Origin of the sequence: Sphingomonas sp. 3-13AW (genome assembly GCF_049311085.1) — a bacterium.
In the GTDB taxonomy this organism is placed as follows: domain Bacteria; phylum Pseudomonadota; class Alphaproteobacteria; order Sphingomonadales; family Sphingomonadaceae; genus Sphingomonas.
This window is the reverse complement of record NZ_JASNVZ010000028.1, coordinates 27,984-45,926: the sequence shown is the minus strand read 5'-3', so window position 1 is coordinate 45,926 and position 17,943 is coordinate 27,984. Positions and strand designations below refer to the sequence as shown.

Sequence of the window (17,943 nt, the reverse complement as noted above, 5' to 3'; positions counted from 1 at the left end):
GGCGAGGGGGGAGCGGGTGAGAGTCATGTCCCAGGTCCATGCGTCCCCGCGTGCCGGCCGTCGAGAGATTTTCGCGCGGAAATGCGGTGGGCGCCGCCGATGTCGGGCCGGCGGGATGAAGCCGGCCGGCTTTCGGGTGGACGGATGGCTGTGCGGCCATTATCTCCACGCTGTCCGGCGCCGTTGCGGCACGGGCTAGCTCTTCGCCGATGGATTGTCGCTTGCGTCTCCTGCTGTTCCTTTCCGCGCTGCTGACCGGCCTCACCGGGGCCCTGGTCGGCGCGACTCCGGTCGAGGCCCGGCAGGTGGAGCAGGTCGCCGGCCGCATCGCAGCGGAAGTGACGGCAGACGTGGCAGATCATGCGCCGCTCGTCCGCCACGCCAGTGGCGCGCTCGACGGTGCCCTGCTGTCCCCGGTACCGGCGCCCTATGCGGTACCGCCCGTAGACGTTCGCTCCAGGGTCGACAGCGCGCTCGAGTAAGCGTTGCGCCCGCTCGTGCGGGCGTCCTCCACCCCAGTTTCGCCGCGCCTTCTGAAAGGCGCGCCTCTCGGGATGCTGCGCGTCGGTCGCGGCTCCGCTTCCCCCTTATGAAGGAACAGCCATGTTCGGCGGCCTTGCCAAGTCTCTCTTCGGTTCTTCCAACGATCGTTACGTCAAGTCGCTGGGTACCATCGTCAACAAGATCAACGGCTTCGAGACCGCGATCCAGGCGATGGACGACGCCACGCTCGCGCAGCAGACCGCGCGCTTCCGCGAGCGGCTGGCGAACGGCGAGAAGCTCGATTCCCTGCTGCCCGAAGCGTTTGCGACGGTGCGCGAGGCATCGAAGCGCGTGCTGGGCATGCGCCATTTCGACGTGCAGATGATCGGCGGTATCGTCCTGCATCGCGGCGAAATTGCCGAGATGCGCACGGGTGAGGGCAAGACGCTGGTGGCGACGCTCGCCACCTATCTGAACGCGCTCCCGGGTGAGGGCGTGCACGTCATCACCGTCAACGATTACCTCGCGCGGCGCGACGCCGAGCAGATGGGGCGCATCTACAGCTTCCTGGGGCTCACCACCGGCGTCATCGTCCCGAACGTGACCGACAGCGAACGGCGCGACGCCTATCTGGCGGACATCACCTACGGCACGAACAACGAGTTCGGCTTCGATTATCTGCGCGACAACATGAAATATGATCGCGAATCGATGGTCCAGCGGCCGTTCAACTTCGCGATCGTCGATGAGGTGGACTCGATCCTGATCGACGAGGCGCGGACCCCGCTCATCATCTCGGGCCCGACCGACGACAAGTCCGACCTCTATATCTCGGTCGACGCGATCGTGAAGCAGCTCGATGATGCGGACTATGAAAAGGATGAGAAGCAGAAGAGCGTCATCCTGACCGAGGAAGGCACCGAGAAGGCCGAGCGGCTGCTCGAAGCTGCCGGCTTGCTGGAAGGCGCGAACCTCTACGACTTCGAGAATACGCAGGTCGTCCACCACCTCAACCAGGCGCTCCGCGCGAACAAGATGTTCAAGCGCGACGTCGATTACCTGGTAAAGGACGGCAAGGTCGTCATCATTGACGAGTTCACGGGCCGCATGATGGACGGGCGCCGCTGGTCGGACGGCCTGCACCAGGCGACCGAGGCGAAGGAAGGCGTGACGATCGAGCCGGAGAACCAGACGCTCGCCTCGATCACCTTCCAGAACTATTTCCGCATGTACCCCAAGCTGTCGGGCATGACCGGCACCGCCGCCACCGAGGCTGCCGAGTTCTTCGACATCTACAAGATGAACGTCGTCTCGATCCCGACGAACGTGCCGGTGCAGCGCGTCGACGAGGAGGACGAGTTCTACAAGACGACGCACGACAAGTTCCTGGCGATCGCGAGCAAGATCCGCGAGCATGCGGAGCGCGGACAGCCGGTGCTGGTCGGCACCGTCTCGATCGAGAAGTCGGAGATGCTTTCCGAGTTCCTGACCCAGGAGAAGGTACCCCACAAGGTCCTGAACGCGCGCTATCACGAGATGGAAGCGCACATCGTTGCCCAGGCTGGTCGGCTGGGGGCGGTGACCATCGCCACCAACATGGCGGGTCGCGGTACCGACATTCAGCTGGGCGGCAACCTGGAATTCCGCATGCTCGACGAGCATCCGGAGCTGGAAGCCGGCACCCCGGAATATGAGGCGGCGGCAGAGCGTATTCGCGCCGAGATCATCGCGGAAAAGCAGGCCGTGCTCGCAGCCGGCGGCCTGTTCGTGCTGGGCACGGAGCGGCACGAGAGCCGTCGCATCGATAATCAGCTGCGGGGTCGTTCGGGACGCCAGGGCGATCCGGGCCTGTCGCGCTTCTACCTCAGCCTGGACGACGACCTGCTGCGCATTTTCGGGCCGGACACGCTGTTCGCCAAGATGATGCGCTCCAACATCGCCGACGGCGAGGCGATCGGCTCCAAGTGGCTGTCGAAGGCGATCGAGACCGCGCAGAAGAAGGTCGAGGCGCGCAACTATGACGTGCGCAAGCAGGTCGTCGAATACGACGACGTCATGAACGACCAGCGCAAGGTCGTGTACGAGCAGCGCGCGGACATCATGGACGCCGACACCGTGGGTGAGGTGGTCGCCGACATGCGCGCCGAGACGGTCAATGCGATCGTCGGCGCGGCGGTGCCGCCCAACTCCTATCCGGAGCAATGGGACGTCGCTGGGCTTACTGAGCGCGCGGCCGAGGTGCTGGGCGTCGACGTGCCCGTCGCAAAGTGGATCGCCGAGGAGGACGGCCTCGAGCCGGACATGCTCGAGGAGCGCATCCGCAAGATGGCGGACGAGCTGATCGAGTCCAAGGCGGCGCAGCTGGAGCCGAGCGCCTGGACGCAGATCGAGAAGTCGATCCTGCTCCAGAACCTCGACCACCATTGGAAGGAGCATCTGGCGATGCTCGACGCGCTGCGGGCGGTCATCCACCTGCGGGCCTATGCACAGAAGACGCCGATCAACGAGTATAAGCAGGAGGCGTTCGGCCTGTTCGAGCGCATGCTGGGCAGCATTCGCGAGGATGTGACCCGCACGCTGGCAGTCGCGAACTTCAACTTCGCGCCGCCGCCGCTTCCCGAGCTCCCGGACTTCCTGACCAGCCATTTCGACCCGCTGACGGGCGATGACGATACCTGGGACCAGGATGCCGGCAGCGGCTATCTCACCACCCGCATGCCGCCGTTGCAGTCCCCGCAGCCGAGCGCTGAGGCGATGGGCGAGGATCCGGCCGAATGGGTGGGCCGCGTCAGCCGTAACGCGCCGTGCCCCTGCGGATCGGGCCTGAAGTACAAGCACTGCCACGGACAGCTGTAAGGCTGGCCCGCGGGAGGGGCGGGGGCAATCCCGCCTGCTCCTGCAGCGGTGGCTCGACGGCCGCCGGAGCGCACAAAAAAGGGGTCGCTGCCGGATTGGCAGCGACCCCTTTTTGATTGGCCGAACGCTTAGCGCGTTTCGGGCATCTGGACCCGCGGGCCGAGGTTCTCGACTACGGCACGCGCGTCGAAGGCGCGGATATTGTCGGCAGGCTTGGGGCCACGGCCGACGATGATCTCTGCCACCGCCTCATATTTGTCGACGGTGCGGATGTCGTTGTTGAAGAACGGGCTGCCGCCGCCATAGGGACCCCAGCCGCCCCAGCCGTAGCGGGGACCGTGGAAACGCCAATAGGGGCTCCAGCCACCGAACCCGCCAAAGCCGCCGCCCCAATAGGGATCGGGCGTGGCATAGGTACGCGACCGCCGCTCGGTGTCCCGGTCGACCAGGATGAAATAGTCGTACCCCTGCTCAAGGGTGAGCTGCGCGGCGCGGAAGAGAAGATAGCGCTCGACCGTTTCACGCGAAGTAAGCGTGTTGCCGGAGAAGCTGACCTGGAAGCGATTGGGCTCGATCTGCTCGTCGGAATAGCCGGTGCGCGCGAAGCCGTTGCCGGTGGCAGGACGGTACGGAGTAGGGGTTGCGCAGGCGGCAAGCACCAGCGCACCAACGATCGCAGTGCCAAGGCTGGCGAACCGCTTGCGACCGGATCTGGATGACAACATCAAGTTTCTCCACTGCCGCCCTTTTCTCGCCGACGAAGGGGTGGCGGCACAACCTGAGGAACGATCGTCGGGGCGTTTGGGTTCTTTGACCCGCTACGATGAGTTGTGCAACTTCGTAGGTTAGCCGCTGCTGAACAGCATCTATCGAACACAGCGAAAGTATTTGGGGATCAGGGATTTAGCGGCAGCAGTCTTGCCGCCGTTGCGAGAGCAGCGACGCGGGGTGAACCGCGTCGCTGTCGCTCAGCCGAAACGCCGCGAAGGGCGTTGTTATGCTGGAAGTCCGTGGCTCCCCGGGCCTGATTCGAACAGGCGACCATTCGATTAACAGTCGAACGCTCTACCGCTGAGCTACCGGGGAACACTGCGGAGGCGCGCCTATAGCAGCGGGTTTTCGGATCTGGCAAGCGCCGGGGGAGGCTTTTTTGCCAATATGCCACAAGCTCTTGAAAACCAACGGAAGTTAGGGCGATTCCGCAACGCGCCTAGGCGATGAACTGCTCCATCGTGATTCGGTCGTCCAGCGCATGCTCCGGGTCGAACAGCAGGGTGAGGTCGCGCATGCGGTCGATCTCGATGTCCACCCGCGCGACGTCGCGCACCTCTCGCTGATCGGCGACGGCGCTGACCGGCCGTTTCTCCGCCTCCAGGATGCGCAGCGTGACGCGCGCCCGGTCGGGCAGGATCGCGCCGCGCCAGCGCCGGGGGCGAAACGGGCTGATCGGGGTCAGCGCCAGCATTGCCGAACCCAGCGGCAGGATCGGGCCGTTGGCCGACAGGTTGTAGGCGGTCGATCCGGCCGGCGTGGCCGCGAGGATGCCGTCGCAGACCAGTTCCGGCATCACGACGCGATCGTTGACGCTCACTTCGATCTTCGCGGTCTGCCGCGTCTCCCGCAGCAACGACACCTCGTTGATCGCCGGGAGCCGCCGAACCTCTCCGTCGATCGTCTCCGCGATCATCTCCAGGGGTGAGACCTTGAACGGCCGCGTCCGCGCCAGGCGCTCGTCGAGGCCGCGAAGATGCCACTCGTTCATCAGGAAGCCGACGGTGCCCAGGTTCATCCCGAACACCGGCAGCGTCGAGCGGCGCTCGAGCAGCTGGTGAAGCACCTGGAGCAGGAAGCCGTCGCCGCCGAGCGCGACGACGAGCTCCGCCTCTTCCAGGGGTACCCAGTCATATTGCTCGCGCAGCTCGCGCTCGGCGGTTTGGGCGGGCGGGGTCGGGGAAGCGAGCAGCGCGCGGCGCAAGGACGCGCTCATCCGCCGGTCACGCTCATGTGGCGGGAGACTGCCGGGGCGGCCCCGGGGGCGATGTTGAACGCATGGGCGGCCGGCTTGCGCATCATGCCGGCATCGATGGCAGCATCGACGGCCGCGGGACCACCTTCGCGCAGGGCGCTCCGCAGGTCGACATGGGCATCCTGGCCCAGGCAGAGATAAAGCAGTCCTTCGGTCGTCATTCGCACGCGATTGCACCCGTCACAGAAGTTGGCGGTAAGGGGCGAGATCAGGCCAAGCCGGATGCTGCTGTCGGCAAGCTTCCAGTAGCGCGCCGGCCCTCCCGTCTTGAAGGTGTCGCGCTCCAGCGTGAAGCGCTCGGAAAGATCCGCGAACACCTGTGTCAGCGGCAGGAAGCGATCGGTGCGATCCTCGTCGATCGCGCCCAGTGGCATGGTTTCGATGAGCGACAGGTCGAAGCCTTGCTCCGCGCACCACGCGAGCATCGGCGCGATCTCATGCTCGTTGAGGCCCTTCAGGGCGACCATGTTGATCTTGATGGCGATGCCCGCGGACCGAGCCGCCGCAATCCCCTCCAGCACGCGGTCGAGATCGCCGGTGCGCGTGATGTGGCGGAACGTGTCGGGGTCGCGGCTGTCGAGGCTGACGTTGATGCGGCGGATGCCTGCCGCAGCCAGTGCGCCGGCATGTCGCGCGAGCCGCGTGGCGTTGGTGGTCATGGTCAGCTCGTCCAGCCCACGGCCCAGGTGCGTTCCCAGCCGCTCCGCCAGCGCCACCGTATCGCCCCGCATCAGCGGTTCACCGCCGGAAAGCCGGATCTTGTTCACGCCCCGGGCAATGAAACACTCGGCCAGCGCTGCCATCTCGTCCACGCTCATCAGCCGGTCGCGGGGCAGGAATTGCATCGTCTCCGACATGCAATAGCGGCAGCGCAGGTCGCAGCGATCCGTGACAGATATGCGCAAGTATCGGATGGTGCGGCCGTGCGCGTCGATCAGGGCGGAGGCGCTGGGCATAGTGTGGAGCTAAGGCTTCTCCGTAGTTCAAACAAGAGCAAGGCGGATTGGCGAATGCCTGCGGCACCGCTACGGTCGGTTCATGGGGCAAATGGGCGTAATCGGCACGGGGCAAGGCATCACGAACCCGATGCTGTTTCTGCTCTCTTTCCGGCAGCGGGACGAACTGTCGAACCTGTACGCGCATGCCGGCTGGCAGGTGGTCGCCGCCCGCAGGCGCGACGCCGCGGCCCAGCGGTTCCGCACCAGCGGCGCCCATATCGCTGTAGTCGACGCGCGCGGCGCTCTGGAAGATGGGATTGCCGCGCTCACCGATCTTGCGACACCGGTAGCCGAAGCGCCGGGCGCGCTCGTGGCGCTGCTGTCGAAAGGTGATGCAGACCGGTTGGACGACGTGCTTGCGGCAGGCGCCACCCATTTCCTGGTGAGCCCGGTGACGGAGGTCGAGCTTGCGCAGGCCGTGCGCTTCGCGATGCGCCATGTCGAACGACTGGGCGGGGGGTGGCGTGACCTGCATGCGGGTGCCAGCGCGCTCGTTTGGTCGCATGATTCCGTACAGGATGGCTTCCGGCTTTCGCCTGCACTTGCGGCAATGCTTCAGGTCGACGTTGCTCCGGCGACGCGAACCCTGCTGGCGGCATTGCCGGGACCTGCGCGCAAGAGCCTGCGCGACGCCCGCCGAAGCCTGGCCACGGGCAGGCGGGCGGTAGCGTTCGCGCACGACGCGCCGGAGCTGGGTCGCGTGGTCGTGCATATGCAGCGCGATCCGCACGGCGGACGGTCGCACGGACTGGTCGAGCCGCTGGTCGCAGGCAGCGCGGGCGGCAAAGCGGGTGGCGGGCCAGAGGTGCGCGATCTGGCCGGAACAACCGCATGGATCGACGACCGCCTCGCCGGCGGGCACCCGGTTTCGGTGTCGCTGGTATCGCTCGGCGGAGTGGAGGCGATCAACCGCGAGCTGGGGCGGGAGGCCGGCGACTGGCTGTTGCGCGCGGCGCTTCGCCGGATCGAGGCTGCCGTTCGCGAGCCGCTCGGCAACGACGCGATGATCGCGCGGGGCGAAGGTGCGGAATTCCTGATCGCGGCCTCCGGCCCCGCTGCTGCGCAGGTGGAACTCGCCGATGCAGCAGTGCGCCAGTCGCTGGGTCGGTCCTTTGTGGCAGGGGAGCAGGTTGCGCGGCTTTCCATCCGGATCGGCCGTGTCGAGGGCCTGGACGGGGATAGTGCCGCGCAGCTGATCCAGCGCGCCCGGCTGGCGCTCGACATCGCCGACGGTGAGCGGCGCGGGCGCGAGGAGCTCGACGGACTCGCGCTCGAGGTCGCACGCGCGATCGAACAGGATGAAGTCGAGGTCCTGTTCCAGCCGCAGGTCGCGATCGGCGGCGGCAAGATTGTCGGGGTCGAAGCCCTGGCACGCTGGCGGCACCCGACGCGCGGGGAGATCGGCGCGGAGGCGCTGTTCGGCGCGGCGGAGCGGGCGCGGCTGACGGTGCAGCTTTCCGAACATGTTCAGCGGTGTGCGCTGCGCCGCGCGGCGCTATGGCCGCGCAGCCTTGCCAAGCTGCGCCTGTCGATCAACGTGACCGCGGCGGACGTGGCCCGGCCTGGCTTTGCAGATCTGCTGCTCGACCGGATCGATACGAGCGGCTTCCCCCGCCGTCGCCTGACCATCGAGATCACCGAGAACGGGTTGATCGAGGACCTGGGCGATGCCGCCCGGCTGCTAGCCGAACTGCGCACCGGCGGCTGCCGTGTCGCCATCGACGATTTCGGCACCGGCTATTCGAGCCTCGCCTATCTGAAGGCGCTGCCGCTCGACTATCTCAAGATCGATAAGCGCCTGACGCAGGACATCACCGGCTCGCCGCGCGACCGCATTGTCGTGCGCGGCGTGATCGACATGGCGCGCTCGCTGGGCCTGTCGGTGATCGCCGAGGGGGTGGAGACCGAAGAACAGCTCGACCTGCTTGCCAAGGAGGGCTGTCAGTTCTTCCAGGGTTATCTGTGTGCCGAGCCGCTGCCGCTGGACGCGCTGGAGGCGCTGGTTACCCGCGGCCGCTGACGCCCGCGGCTACTTCTTCGCCTGCGCCGCCTGATAGCGCTCCACCGCCTCCGACCGGCGCAGGATGCGCGCCATCGGATCGATCACGACATGCGCCTGCGCCGGCACGGTCAGGCTGCCCTGGTTCCCCGCCATCGCCACCGTCACGACGCGATCATCGACCTGGACCTCGACCGGCATCGGGAAGGGGCGATCGTTCGGCGTCTTCCACCGCAGCTGCAACCGGTCGCCCTCGCGCGTCTGGACGAGCTCCGGCAGCGCCGCTTCGTGCAGATAGATGTTGAAGAACCAGCCGAGATCCCGACCCGCTGCCTCGGCCGCGAGCTTTTCGAACTCCGGCGTCGTGGCGAAGCGCGGCTCGAAATTTCCCGGGCGCGGGTCGGGGCGGCCGTAGACCAGCCGGCGCGTCGCATCGAAAAAGGCCTTGTCGCCGACCAGGTTGCGAAGGGTGTGGAGCACCCAGGCGCCCTTGAAATAGATGTCGCCGCCGGGGCCGCCCTTGCTGTCCTCATAGACTTCCTCGCTGGTGCGCGAGGTGCCGGAAACTAGGGGTGCCTTGTTGAAGATGCGCAGGCGCTGCTGCGCCATCATGGCGGCATAGCGGGCTTCCCCCTCCCGCCAGCGGCCATAGAGCGGCTGCATATACTGGCCGAACCCCTCGTGGAGCCAGAAGTCGTCCCAGTCGGCGGCAGTCATCTGGTTGCCGAACCATTCGTGGCTCAGCTCGTGCTGGAACAGCCAGTCGAAACCCTCGGGCGCCTGGGCATAGTTGTTGCCATAGGCGTTGATGGTCTGGTGCTCCATGCCCATGTGCGGCGTCTCGACGACGCCGAGCTTTTCGGCGCCGAAGGGGAAGGGGCCGATCAGCGCCTCGAAGAAGTCGAGCGTCGGCGCGAACTCCGCAAACAGGCGCTTCGCCTGCGCATCCTTTCCGGGCAGGTGCCAGTAGTAGAGCTGGATGTTGTTGCCGAAGCGGCTGCGGTAGGTGCCCGAAAGCTCGGCATAGGGGCCGATGTTAATGGCGACATTGTACGGGTTGATCGCCTTTGCGCGCCAATGCCAGGTGGTGCGCCCATCGCGCAGCGTGTCGATGCCGAGCAGCACGCCGTTGGAAGGCGCCTTCAACCCCTTTGGCACGGTGATGTGGAGGGTCACCACGGCGGGCTCACCCTGCGGGAAGTCCAGGCACGGCCAGAACAGGTCGCAGCCATAGCCCTGCGCGGTCGTCGCGGCCCAGGGCGCACCGCCTGCCGCCTGTGACCACACCATGCCGTCGTCCCAGGGCGCACGCACGGCCACGTGCGGGGTCCCGGCATAGGTGATGCGCAGCACGGGGTTCTCCCCTGCCGCGACCGTGCGGTCGGGGGTGACGGTGAGCACGCCGTCGGCATGGCGCCATGCGCTGCGCGGCAGCTTCCGCCCATCGAGCTCCACCGCAGAGGCGGGCAGGTTCGTGTCGAGGTCGATCACGAGCCGGGGCACGGCTGCGAGCGTGTGCAACCCGAGCGTCGCGATGCCGGACAGCTGCTGCCGCGCGGGCACTACCTCGATCGCGAGGTCCGCGCTCTTCAGGCGCAGCGCTGCACGCTCGGGGCTGAGCGGCCCGCCCGAACGCTGGGTCTGGGCGCTGATCGGCGGCATGCCCTTTTCGAGCAACTGGGCATGGGCGGCGAGGGGGAGGAGGAAGGGGAGGAGCGGCGCGGCAATCTTCAGCATCGCGCCTTCATGGGCGAGGCGCCCGTGCCGGACAAGCGAGCCGGTGGTGATTGCAACCGGATGAACGGCGATTGATGCTGCCGCGCCACATCCCCATATATAATGCAATGGCGCCGATGTGCGGTGCCGCCGGAGTTTGCATGAACAAATCCTATCCCGTCCTGCCGCTGCGCGACATCGTCGTCTTTCCGCACATGATCGTCCCGCTGTTCGTTGGCCGCGACAAGTCGGTCGCGGCGCTGGAAGCGGCGATGGCGGCCGACAAGGAGATCTTCCTCGTCGCCCAGCTCGATCCTTCCCAGGACGATCCCACCCGCGACGACCTGTACGACATGGGCGTCACTGCCGAAGTACTGCAGCTGTTGAAGCTGCCGGACGGTACGGTGCGCGTGCTCGTCTCCGGCAAGGAGCGCGCCTCGCTTGCTTCGCTTGAGGAGACGGACGGCTACCTCACCGCGGAGATTTCCCCCGTCAGCGACGTCGAAGCCGAAGGTGCCGAGGTCCAGGCGCTGATGCGGTCGGTGGTCGACCAGTTCGAGAACTATGCCAAGCTCAACCGCAAGCTGCCGTCCGAGACGGCGGGTCAGCTGGGCGAGCTGGAGGATCCGTCGCGCCTGGCCGATGCGGTCGCGGGCAACATCGCGGTCAAGGTCGCCGACAAGCAGTCGCTGCTGGTCGAGAGCGACCCGATCAAGCGGCTGGAGATGGTGTTCGCCTTCATGGAAGGCGAGCTGGGCGTGCTCCAGGTGGAGAAGAAGATCCGCAGCCGCGTGAAGCGGCAGATGGAGAAGACCCAGCGCGAATATTACCTCAACGAGCAGTTGAAGGCGATCCAGCGCGAGCTCGGCAACGAGGGTGAGGAAGGCGAAGGCGACGAGATCGCCGAGCTGACCCAGAAGATCGCGACGCTGAAGCTGTCGAAGGAAGCGCGTACCAAGGCGACCGCCGAGCTCAAGAAGCTCAAGACGATGGCGCCGATGAGCGCCGAGGCGACAGTCGTCCGCAATTACCTGGACGTGCTGCTGGGCCTGCCGTGGGGCAAGCGCTCGAAGCTCAAGAGGGACCTGCCGACCGCACAGGCCGTGCTCGACCAGGACCATTATGCCCTGGAAAAGGTCAAAGACCGGATCATCGAGTATCTCGCGGTCCAGGCGCGCACCAATAAGCTGAAGGGGCCGATCCTGTGCCTCGTCGGCCCTCCGGGCGTAGGCAAGACCTCGCTCGGCAAGTCGATCGCGAAGGCGACGGGACGCGAGTTCATCCGCCAGTCGCTGGGCGGGGTGCGCGACGAGGCCGAGATCCGCGGCCATCGCCGCACCTACATCGGCTCGCTGCCGGGCAAGATCGTGACCAACCTGCGCAAGGCGGGGGCGTCCAATCCGCTGTTCCTGCTCGACGAGATCGACAAGCTCGGCCAGGATTTCCGTGGTGATCCGGCCTCGGCGTTGCTGGAAGTGCTCGATCCGGAGCAGAACGCGAAGTTCAACGACCATTATCTGGAGATCGACATCGATCTTTCGGACGTGATGTTCGTGTGCACGGCCAACTCGCTCAACCTGCCGCAGCCGCTCCTCGACCGCATGGAGATCATCCGGCTGGAGGGGTACACCGAGGACGAGAAGGTCGAGATCGCCGAGCGCCATTTGATCGCGAAGCAGATCGAGGCGCATGGGCTGAAGGAAGGGGAGTTCACGCTCACCCACGAAGGCCTGCGCGACCTTATCCGCTATTACACGCGGGAAGCGGGTGTGCGTACGCTGGAGCGCGAGATCGCCAAGCTCGCCCGCAAGGCGCTGCGCCGTATCCTGGAGGGCAAGGCGGAGAGCGTCACCGTCACGCCCGAGAACCTGCACGAGTTCGCGGGTGTCCAGAAGTACCGCTTCGGCGTGGGCGAGGAGGAGCACCAGATCGGTGCCGTGACCGGCCTAGCCTGGACGGAAGTGGGCGGCGAACTGCTCACGATCGAATCCGTCACCGTCCCCGGCAAGGGCGCCATCAAGACCACCGGCAAGCTCGGCGAGGTCATGAAGGAGTCCGTCGAGGCCGCGATGAGCTTCGTGAAGGCGCGCGCGCCGACCTATGGGATCAAGCCTAGCCTGTTTGCGCGCAAGGACGTCCACGTCCACCTGCCCGAAGGTGCGGTGCCCAAGGACGGGCCCTCGGCTGGCATCGGCCTGGTGACCTCGATCGTCTCGACGCTGACCGGCGTGCCGGTGCGGCGCGAGGTGGCGATGACCGGCGAAGTCACGCTGCGCGGCCGCGTGTTGCCGATCGGCGGGCTCAAGGAAAAGCTGCTCGCCGCATTGCGCGGGGGCATCAAGACGGTGCTGATCCCGCAGGAGAACGAGAAGGATCTCGCCGAAATTCCGGCGAACATCCGCGAGAACCTGGAGATCGTGCCGGTCAGCCATGTGGACGAGGTGCTGCGCCTCGCGCTCACCGGGCCGCTGGAGGCGATCGACTGGACGGATGCGGACGAACTGGCGGTGCAGCCGCCGGCGGCCGTTCCGGGCATCGGCGAGGTTCGCCACCACTGATCATGCCTGCATAAGGGGCGGGCGGGTGGCAGCAATGTGCCCGCCCGTCCCCTCGGCATGCGCTCGAATGGCGCAACACCGGGACAGGGTGCTGGCGATTTTGCTTTGACAGTATCGGCGCGAGGCGCATTAACTGCCCGCGCTGCCGGGGGGGCGGTTCGGCCGGTAGCTCCGTGCCCTGCTCCCCTACGACATAAAGGGGTTTACGAATGAACAAGCAGGAGCTGATTGGTCAGGTCGCCGATCTTTCGGGGCTGGGCCGCGGTGATGCGACGAAGGCGGTCGAGGCGGTGTTCGAGTCGATCTCGACCGCGCTCAAGAAGGGGGATGAGGTTCGCCTCGTCGGCTTCGGCACCTTCTCGGTCAGCAAGCGCAAGGCGTCCACCGGTCGCAATCCGCGCACCGGAGAGCCGATGACGATCAAGGCCTCCTCGCAGCCCAAGTTCAAGGCGGGCAAGGGCCTGAAGGACTCCGTCAACTAATCGACGTTCGCGGGTTTTCGGGCGGGTTTTTGGAGATGGGTCTGGACAGGCCGATTTCCACCGCCTAAAGGCCCGCTTCCCGTTTCGCCGAAAGGCGCACGGGCGCGTAGCTCAGTGGTAGAGCACTGTGTTCACACCGCAGGGGTCGCTGGTTCAATCCCAGCCGCGCCCACCAGCTAAGATGTTGTTATCCGGTCATTTTTGACCTCCCGGTTGAGGGGCCGGATAACAGCGTTTTCGCGGAAGTTGCGCGGGTCGCTCCTGGCGCCGCCGCTTCAATCTCCCCGATGATCTCTTCAACCGCCGCGCGAACCGTCTCGAATCGGCCGATGGCGTAGGTCTCGGTCGTGCTCCGGGCGTGGCCCATGAAGCCTTGCAGATCCCACTTCGCCACTCCGCGGTTCCGCAGGATCGTCGCGAGGCTGTGGCGAAGCAGGTATGGCTTCCACTCGCGACCCGTCGGGAGACCCAACTCCACCAGCATGGTGCTCCACGACCGATCCACGTCCTGGATCGGCCGACCGTAGTAGTTGACCAGGTACCCGGCGCCCCGGCGCTTCTCCCGATCGAGTCGCTGGTATCTAGCTAACTCGGCCTCCAGCCATTCGGCTAAGATCGGAACGACCGGTACGGTCGGCCGATACTTGCGCGTCTGAGCGCGGCCAAACGGGTTCAGATCAAGGGTCGGAGAGCCGGGAAACCACTGCTCGCGCTCCGGCGCGACGCAGATGTCTACGACCGCGTCCGGTCGTGCGAGGGTGCAGATCGAGGCCACCAGGAATGCGTGCAGGGACGCACGCCGCTGTCCGGCTTCCGACGCATAGCGCAGCATCTGAGCCAGCACCGGTACCTCGACTCGGTGACGGCGGGGACGTGACACCTGCTTGCGGGGCAGCGGCTTATAAGCGGGTCGTCGTTCCGATCGGGGCGGATCCGATTCGGCCGCGTGGTTGAGCGCGGCGATCAGCTGCAGCACCGATTCCTCAGTGCTGGCCGCGGAGCGTGGACGCGAGGTGGTGATCACCCCCGCCTTGTTCCGCCACACGACGGGCTGCTCCTTCGACCAGGCGCGGAGCGCTGTTGCGAACGGAACGCCGCAGGCGACGGCGCAGCTCGTCTCGATCCCGAACATGCCGCCGCTGGCCTGCTCCGCGTGAATGAAGTCGACGACGTGCTTCAGACGCGCGCGGATCGAGTCGGCTGACGGCTGGAGCTCGCCCCGCTCAAGCAGGTAGTCGGCGATAGCGTCCGTCAGCAGGTAAGCGTCGGCGGATGCGAGCGACTGCCCGCAAGCATGACAGAAGGCGACCGCCTCGCCCCGATCGGCCAGGTACCGGCGATCACAAGCTAGGATGGCTTGCTCGTCGTCCGCAGTGCCCGTTGAGACGCACTCTCGGCGCTGCGTGTCGGGATCGTACCAGAAGATGTACCAACGCGGCGACCGCTCGGTCCCGTCGCCGCTCCGGAGCTTGTCGACCCAGTATTTTCCGCGGCGATAGAGTTGCGGCGGGCGATCCGGCATCGTGTCTGTTCCTCGATATATTCTGCTTTGGCTTTGTGGATGTCCCGGAACATTCCGAGGCTGGCGAGCAGGTCGAGATCCTGGGGTTCGAGCCGAATGCCCTTGCCTGTGGCCACAGCTCTGCTGAGGCGCTGATCCAGGCGCACGATGAGGGGGGTCATGGGTGTTGCCCTTCGGGAGCGGCGGACGCGCCGATCGCGTCCTCGATGTCGATCTGGCGATTGTCGGGCGTATGGGTGCCGTACCGGACGCTCATGTAGACGTCGCACCAGGTCGCATGGCCGGTCAGGTCGTGATGACGCGCGGCGATGCCCTGGACGTTACCGCCGTGCCATTGCGCCTCGCTGCCGTGGCAGGTGAAGCACCCCGCGCGAAGATCGCGGCTGGTGGCGGTCGCCCGTGTCATATCCCGAGCGCTTGCTTGTACGTCTCGAGCAGCATGTCCGCTTCGTCGCGGTGATGCTTCTTCTGCCGACGCAGGCGGATGATTGTCCGCATCGTCTTGATGTCGAAGCCAGTCGACTTCGCTTCCGCATAGACATCCTTGATGTCGTCGGAGATGCCCTTCTTCTCTTCCTCGAGGCGCTCGATGCGCTCGATCAGCAGCCGCAGCTGCTCGGCGGAGATGTTGTCGCTCACAGGCCGAAGCCCACCAGCATGCCCGGGCCGTCGGTCAGACGGTCCAGGACGAAGACGATGGCCCAGCCGATCGCCATGCCGACGACGGTGATCATGACCACTTCCGTCAGCGATGCCTCTACTGGCGCGACGCTGGGCGCGTCGGGCCAGCACGTCCTGCAGCTGCAGTTCAGCGTGTGCCAAAGCGGAGTGGTGTCAGCAGGACGAGACATCAGCATTCCTCCAAGCGAGTGAGGTGGCGAAGCACCGCCAGGACGGCGATCGTCGCGATCGAGACGAGGACGACGGCCACTTGCGGGCGACCGATGAGGGCGGTGAGGAGGCCGGCGCCGTTCAACAGAGTGGCGGCGACGATGAGACGGCGGACAGCCGGGGAACGACGCGGGGGGCGATTCATCAGCGCGCCTCGCGGACTGACGCGGGTCCGTCCCGAAGCTGCGCCGTCACCAACCGAACCAGCTCGCGCATATCGATGGGGAAGGCGGTGCTCAGCGCGACCACCGTCATGAAAAGGAGCGGGGTCTCGTCGGCCTCGATCAACTCGATCCACTCCGCCCGGGCGTGTTCGGCGGTGCGCGGTTCGGTCGCTAGGCGCGCGGCGACGTCAGCGATCGAGAGACCGGCCGCTTCGCGCTTTCGCTTGATGTAGGCGCCGGGGGTGAGGGGCACGCGATGTCTCCGGGCAGCAGTTCACCGCCTCGCGAAACGGTGTTCACGAGCGGCAGCGGGTTCGTGGTGGCGTTGGGTCAGTCGTGCAGGTGGGTCAGCTGGGGCCCTCGGTCGCGCGGCGCAGGGCATCGCGCAGGACGGTCACGGCGGCATCCGCGGCCGCATCGCTTTCCTCTGCCTGGCGGAGTGCTTCGCGAAGCACGCGCGGATCACTCGACATGGTGGCGAGGATCATCGCAGCGCTTGCTTCACCCGCCTCCTTTGCGTGGATCGCGGCGACCCGGCTGATCTCGACCTGATCTGTGAAGCGCTCCGCCTTGGAGCTGTTCAGGCGGCGGCCGAGCGCCTCGTACAGCGGGAAGCCTTCGCCCCAGCTGGCGTGTGCCTCCAGGTCGAGCGCCTCCAGATCGGCCACGTTGAGAACGGTCGGCTTGTCCGGATCCGCGAGCGCGTAAAGGTAATGAACCTCGCGCCCCGTCACCTCGGCGGCGCGCTCGATCGTCATGCGACCGAGCACGGACATCAATGCATTCTCGATCGACACGGGCTCGCGGAGCTTCGTCATGCCGAGGTCACCCGAAAAGCCGGCGCCGATTGGGCAAGAGGATCGGCGCCGGCCAAGGTACGAGAAGACGGCAGACAAGGTCGATTACCGCGCGGCGTCGGGAGGGTTGGACCGCGCGGGTTCCGGCCGGTCTGCCAGCGGCCGAAAGGGAAAAAGGTTGAAGGAAGGGAGAACGCAATCATGCTTGTCCGCCTCCGTTCTGCACAAGCGCCCGGTCGGCTGAGCGATCACGGGGGTAGATGTCGGGGCGAAGGTCGTGGCGAGAGATGCCGGTTGCTTCCTCGACTTTCAGGACGTGCTCAGCAGGCAGGGGCTTTTCGGCCTGAAGCCACTTCCACACCGAAGGCTGGGCGATGCCCAGAAGGCGCGCCATCGCTGCTTGCGAACCTATCGCAGCCACTGCTTGCCGCAGCGCCGCATCCGGGGAGGTGGGCAGGTCCGCTGCCTTCCTGGTTATGGCCAACACGATTCGCTCCAATACCCAGAGGTATAGGCTAATCAATACTCACAAGTTTCTCGCCGTCAATACCCAAGGGAATAGAAAGGCTTCATGATCCTTGGAGAACGAGTTCGCGAGCGCATGGAGGCAGCAGGCCTCAGCCAAGCCGAACTCGCTCGGCGGGTGGGTGTTGCCCAGCCGACAATCTTCAAGCTGATCCACAGCAATAAGAAGGGTTCCGTCCACCTTCATCGCATCGCGCGGGAACTGGGCACCACGCCGGCGTACCTCAGCGGCGAGACGGACGATCCCGACCAGGACGCGCCACCGCCGGTGCCCCCGTCCCCGTACCAGACGATCAACCTGCAGGTCCTGTTGCCAGGCGAGGCGGCCTTGGCTCGAATGTTCGAGGGTTTGCTGAGGGCGATGGATCGGTCTCTTCCGCTGGACGAACAAGCTCTGCTGCTCGCGCGACGTCTGCCCATCGGCCTGTCGCAGCTGCGAGATCTGCTGCCCGCTCCGATGACTGCGGCAGATCCCACGCCTCCCGAACCTCGCCCCAAGCCTGTTCCTGAACCGCAGTGAGAACGGCGCACATTACTTCGCAGGGGACACATTCTTTTCGGCAACCAGGCGTCGAACGGAAAACGGGCACAGTCACGGTTTTCTTTGCTCCCAAAGATACTTCGGAGCCCAACGACAGAGGGAAGAAAATCAGCAAGTTGGCGCTTCGAGCACCCGCAATCACGGCGCTGGCTCCTTGGTGCGTGCCACCCAGACCTGTCGGAGGATCTGATGAACGCGACAGCGCAAATCAAAATCCTGGAAGGGCAGCTGGCAGAGGAACGAGCCAGGACCGCAAAGCTTCGGGCGGTGGTAGCGCAGTACCAACGGGCGGCAGTCCACACTGAGGGGCGGTGGGGGGGAGGCGTTGCATCGCAAACGGAGGGGCAATGAGGAATTTTGTGCACAGGGCTTGGACCGGTAACAT

The 17,943-nt window shown here is 65.9% G+C and carries 18 protein-coding genes and 2 tRNA genes; 7 read left to right on the top strand and 13 right to left on the bottom strand.

Annotated features, from left to right (window positions below):
* Positions 1-221 precede the first annotated feature (221 nt).
* Together QP045_RS19095 and secA are read left to right on the top strand one after the other, a co-directional pair.
* Positions 222-482, top strand: a complete 261-nt coding sequence (locus QP045_RS19095) for a hypothetical protein (RefSeq protein WP_422516596.1) — start codon at positions 222-224, stop codon at positions 480-482.
* Positions 483-603: 121 nt separating this feature from the next.
* Positions 604-3,339 (top strand): preprotein translocase subunit SecA, encoded by a 2,736-nt coding sequence (secA, locus tag QP045_RS19090; protein ID WP_422516595.1) that lies wholly within the window; start codon positions 604-606, stop codon positions 3,337-3,339.
* Positions 3,340-3,467: 128 nt separating this feature from the next.
* On the opposite strand, the gene QP045_RS19085 is transcribed toward secA, so the two are convergent.
* The 4 genes from QP045_RS19085 to moaA form a co-directional block, all read right to left on the bottom strand.
* Positions 3,468-4,064, bottom strand: a complete 597-nt coding sequence (locus QP045_RS19085; protein ID WP_422516594.1) for a CC0125/CC1285 family lipoprotein — start codon at positions 4,062-4,064, stop codon at positions 3,468-3,470.
* Between the two features lie 286 nt (positions 4,065-4,350).
* Positions 4,351-4,425 (bottom strand) — tRNA-Asn (locus QP045_RS19080).
* Between the two features lie 124 nt (positions 4,426-4,549).
* Complete coding sequence (locus tag QP045_RS19075) at positions 4,550-5,326, bottom strand: NAD kinase (protein ID WP_422516593.1); 777 nt, start codon at positions 5,324-5,326, stop codon at positions 4,550-4,552.
* On the bottom strand, positions 5,323-6,321 hold the full coding sequence (gene moaA / locus QP045_RS19070) for a GTP 3',8-cyclase MoaA (protein WP_422516592.1): 999 nt from the start codon (positions 6,319-6,321) through the stop codon (positions 5,323-5,325). The genes QP045_RS19075 and moaA overlap by 4 nt, the downstream gene beginning before the upstream one ends.
* Before the next feature lie 82 nt (positions 6,322-6,403).
* Here moaA and QP045_RS19065 point away from each other — a divergent pair, with 82 nt between their 5' ends.
* Positions 6,404-8,383 (top strand): putative bifunctional diguanylate cyclase/phosphodiesterase, encoded by a 1,980-nt coding sequence (locus QP045_RS19065; RefSeq protein ID WP_422516591.1) that lies wholly within the window; start codon positions 6,404-6,406, stop codon positions 8,381-8,383.
* Between the two features lie 9 nt (positions 8,384-8,392).
* On the opposite strand, the gene QP045_RS19060 is transcribed toward QP045_RS19065, so the two are convergent.
* Entirely contained in the window at positions 8,393-10,099 is a 1,707-nt protein-coding gene (locus QP045_RS19060; protein WP_422516590.1) for a M1 family metallopeptidase, read from the bottom strand.
* 140 nt (positions 10,100-10,239) lie between these two features.
* Between QP045_RS19060 and lon the strand changes: the two genes are divergently transcribed.
* The 3 genes from lon to QP045_RS19045 all read left to right on the top strand — a co-directional run bounded on the left by lon (position 10,240) and on the right by QP045_RS19045 (position 13,293).
* Complete coding sequence (gene lon / locus QP045_RS19055) at positions 10,240-12,636, top strand: endopeptidase La (protein WP_422516589.1); 2,397 nt, start codon at positions 10,240-10,242, stop codon at positions 12,634-12,636.
* Between the two features lie 209 nt (positions 12,637-12,845).
* Positions 12,846-13,118, top strand: coding sequence for an HU family DNA-binding protein (locus QP045_RS19050; protein ID WP_422516588.1), 273 nt, complete (start codon positions 12,846-12,848; stop codon positions 13,116-13,118).
* A 100-nt stretch (positions 13,119-13,218) separates the two neighbouring features.
* Positions 13,219-13,293: transfer RNA gene (locus tag QP045_RS19045), tRNA-Val, on the top strand.
* Positions 13,294-13,305: 12 nt separating this feature from the next.
* Here QP045_RS19045 and QP045_RS19040 read toward each other — a convergent pair.
* The 8 genes from QP045_RS19040 to QP045_RS19005 all read right to left on the bottom strand — a co-directional run bounded on the left by QP045_RS19040 (position 13,306) and on the right by QP045_RS19005 (position 16,913).
* Positions 13,306-14,640 carry a hypothetical protein gene (locus QP045_RS19040; RefSeq protein ID WP_422516587.1) on the bottom strand — a complete coding sequence of 445 codons (1,335 nt, stop codon included), beginning with the start codon at positions 14,638-14,640 and terminating at the stop codon, positions 13,306-13,308.
* 157 nt (positions 14,641-14,797) lie between these two features.
* On the bottom strand, positions 14,798-15,046 hold the full coding sequence (locus QP045_RS19035) for a hypothetical protein (protein WP_422516586.1): 249 nt from the start codon (positions 15,044-15,046) through the stop codon (positions 14,798-14,800).
* On the bottom strand, positions 15,043-15,279 hold the full coding sequence (locus QP045_RS19030; protein WP_422516585.1) for a DUF2312 domain-containing protein: 237 nt from the start codon (positions 15,277-15,279) through the stop codon (positions 15,043-15,045). The genes QP045_RS19035 and QP045_RS19030 overlap by 4 nt, the downstream gene beginning before the upstream one ends.
* Positions 15,276-15,491: a hypothetical protein gene (locus QP045_RS19025; protein WP_422516584.1), complete on the bottom strand. Its 216-nt coding sequence runs from the start codon at positions 15,489-15,491 to the stop codon at positions 15,276-15,278. The genes QP045_RS19030 and QP045_RS19025 overlap by 4 nt, the downstream gene beginning before the upstream one ends.
* Entirely contained in the window at positions 15,491-15,676 is a 186-nt protein-coding gene (locus QP045_RS19020; RefSeq protein WP_422516583.1) for a hypothetical protein, read from the bottom strand. Before QP045_RS19020 ends, QP045_RS19025 begins: the two co-directional genes overlap by 1 nt.
* Positions 15,676-15,948: a helix-turn-helix domain-containing protein gene (locus tag QP045_RS19015; RefSeq protein ID WP_422516582.1), complete on the bottom strand. Its 273-nt coding sequence runs from the start codon at positions 15,946-15,948 to the stop codon at positions 15,676-15,678. The genes QP045_RS19020 and QP045_RS19015 overlap by 1 nt, the downstream gene beginning before the upstream one ends.
* A gap of 94 nt (positions 15,949-16,042) precedes the next feature.
* Positions 16,043-16,513 (bottom strand): hypothetical protein, encoded by a 471-nt coding sequence (locus tag QP045_RS19010; RefSeq protein WP_422516581.1) that lies wholly within the window; start codon positions 16,511-16,513, stop codon positions 16,043-16,045.
* 178 nt (positions 16,514-16,691) lie between these two features.
* A complete protein-coding gene (locus QP045_RS19005; RefSeq protein ID WP_422516597.1) occupies positions 16,692-16,913 on the bottom strand; it encodes a transcriptional regulator in 222 nt (73 codons plus the stop codon).
* 150 nt (positions 16,914-17,063) lie between these two features.
* On the opposite strand from QP045_RS19005, the gene QP045_RS19000 reads away from it, so the two are divergent.
* Positions 17,064-17,537, top strand: a complete 474-nt coding sequence (locus QP045_RS19000; protein WP_422516580.1) for a helix-turn-helix domain-containing protein — start codon at positions 17,064-17,066, stop codon at positions 17,535-17,537.
* Positions 17,538-17,943: the final 406 nt, after the last annotated feature.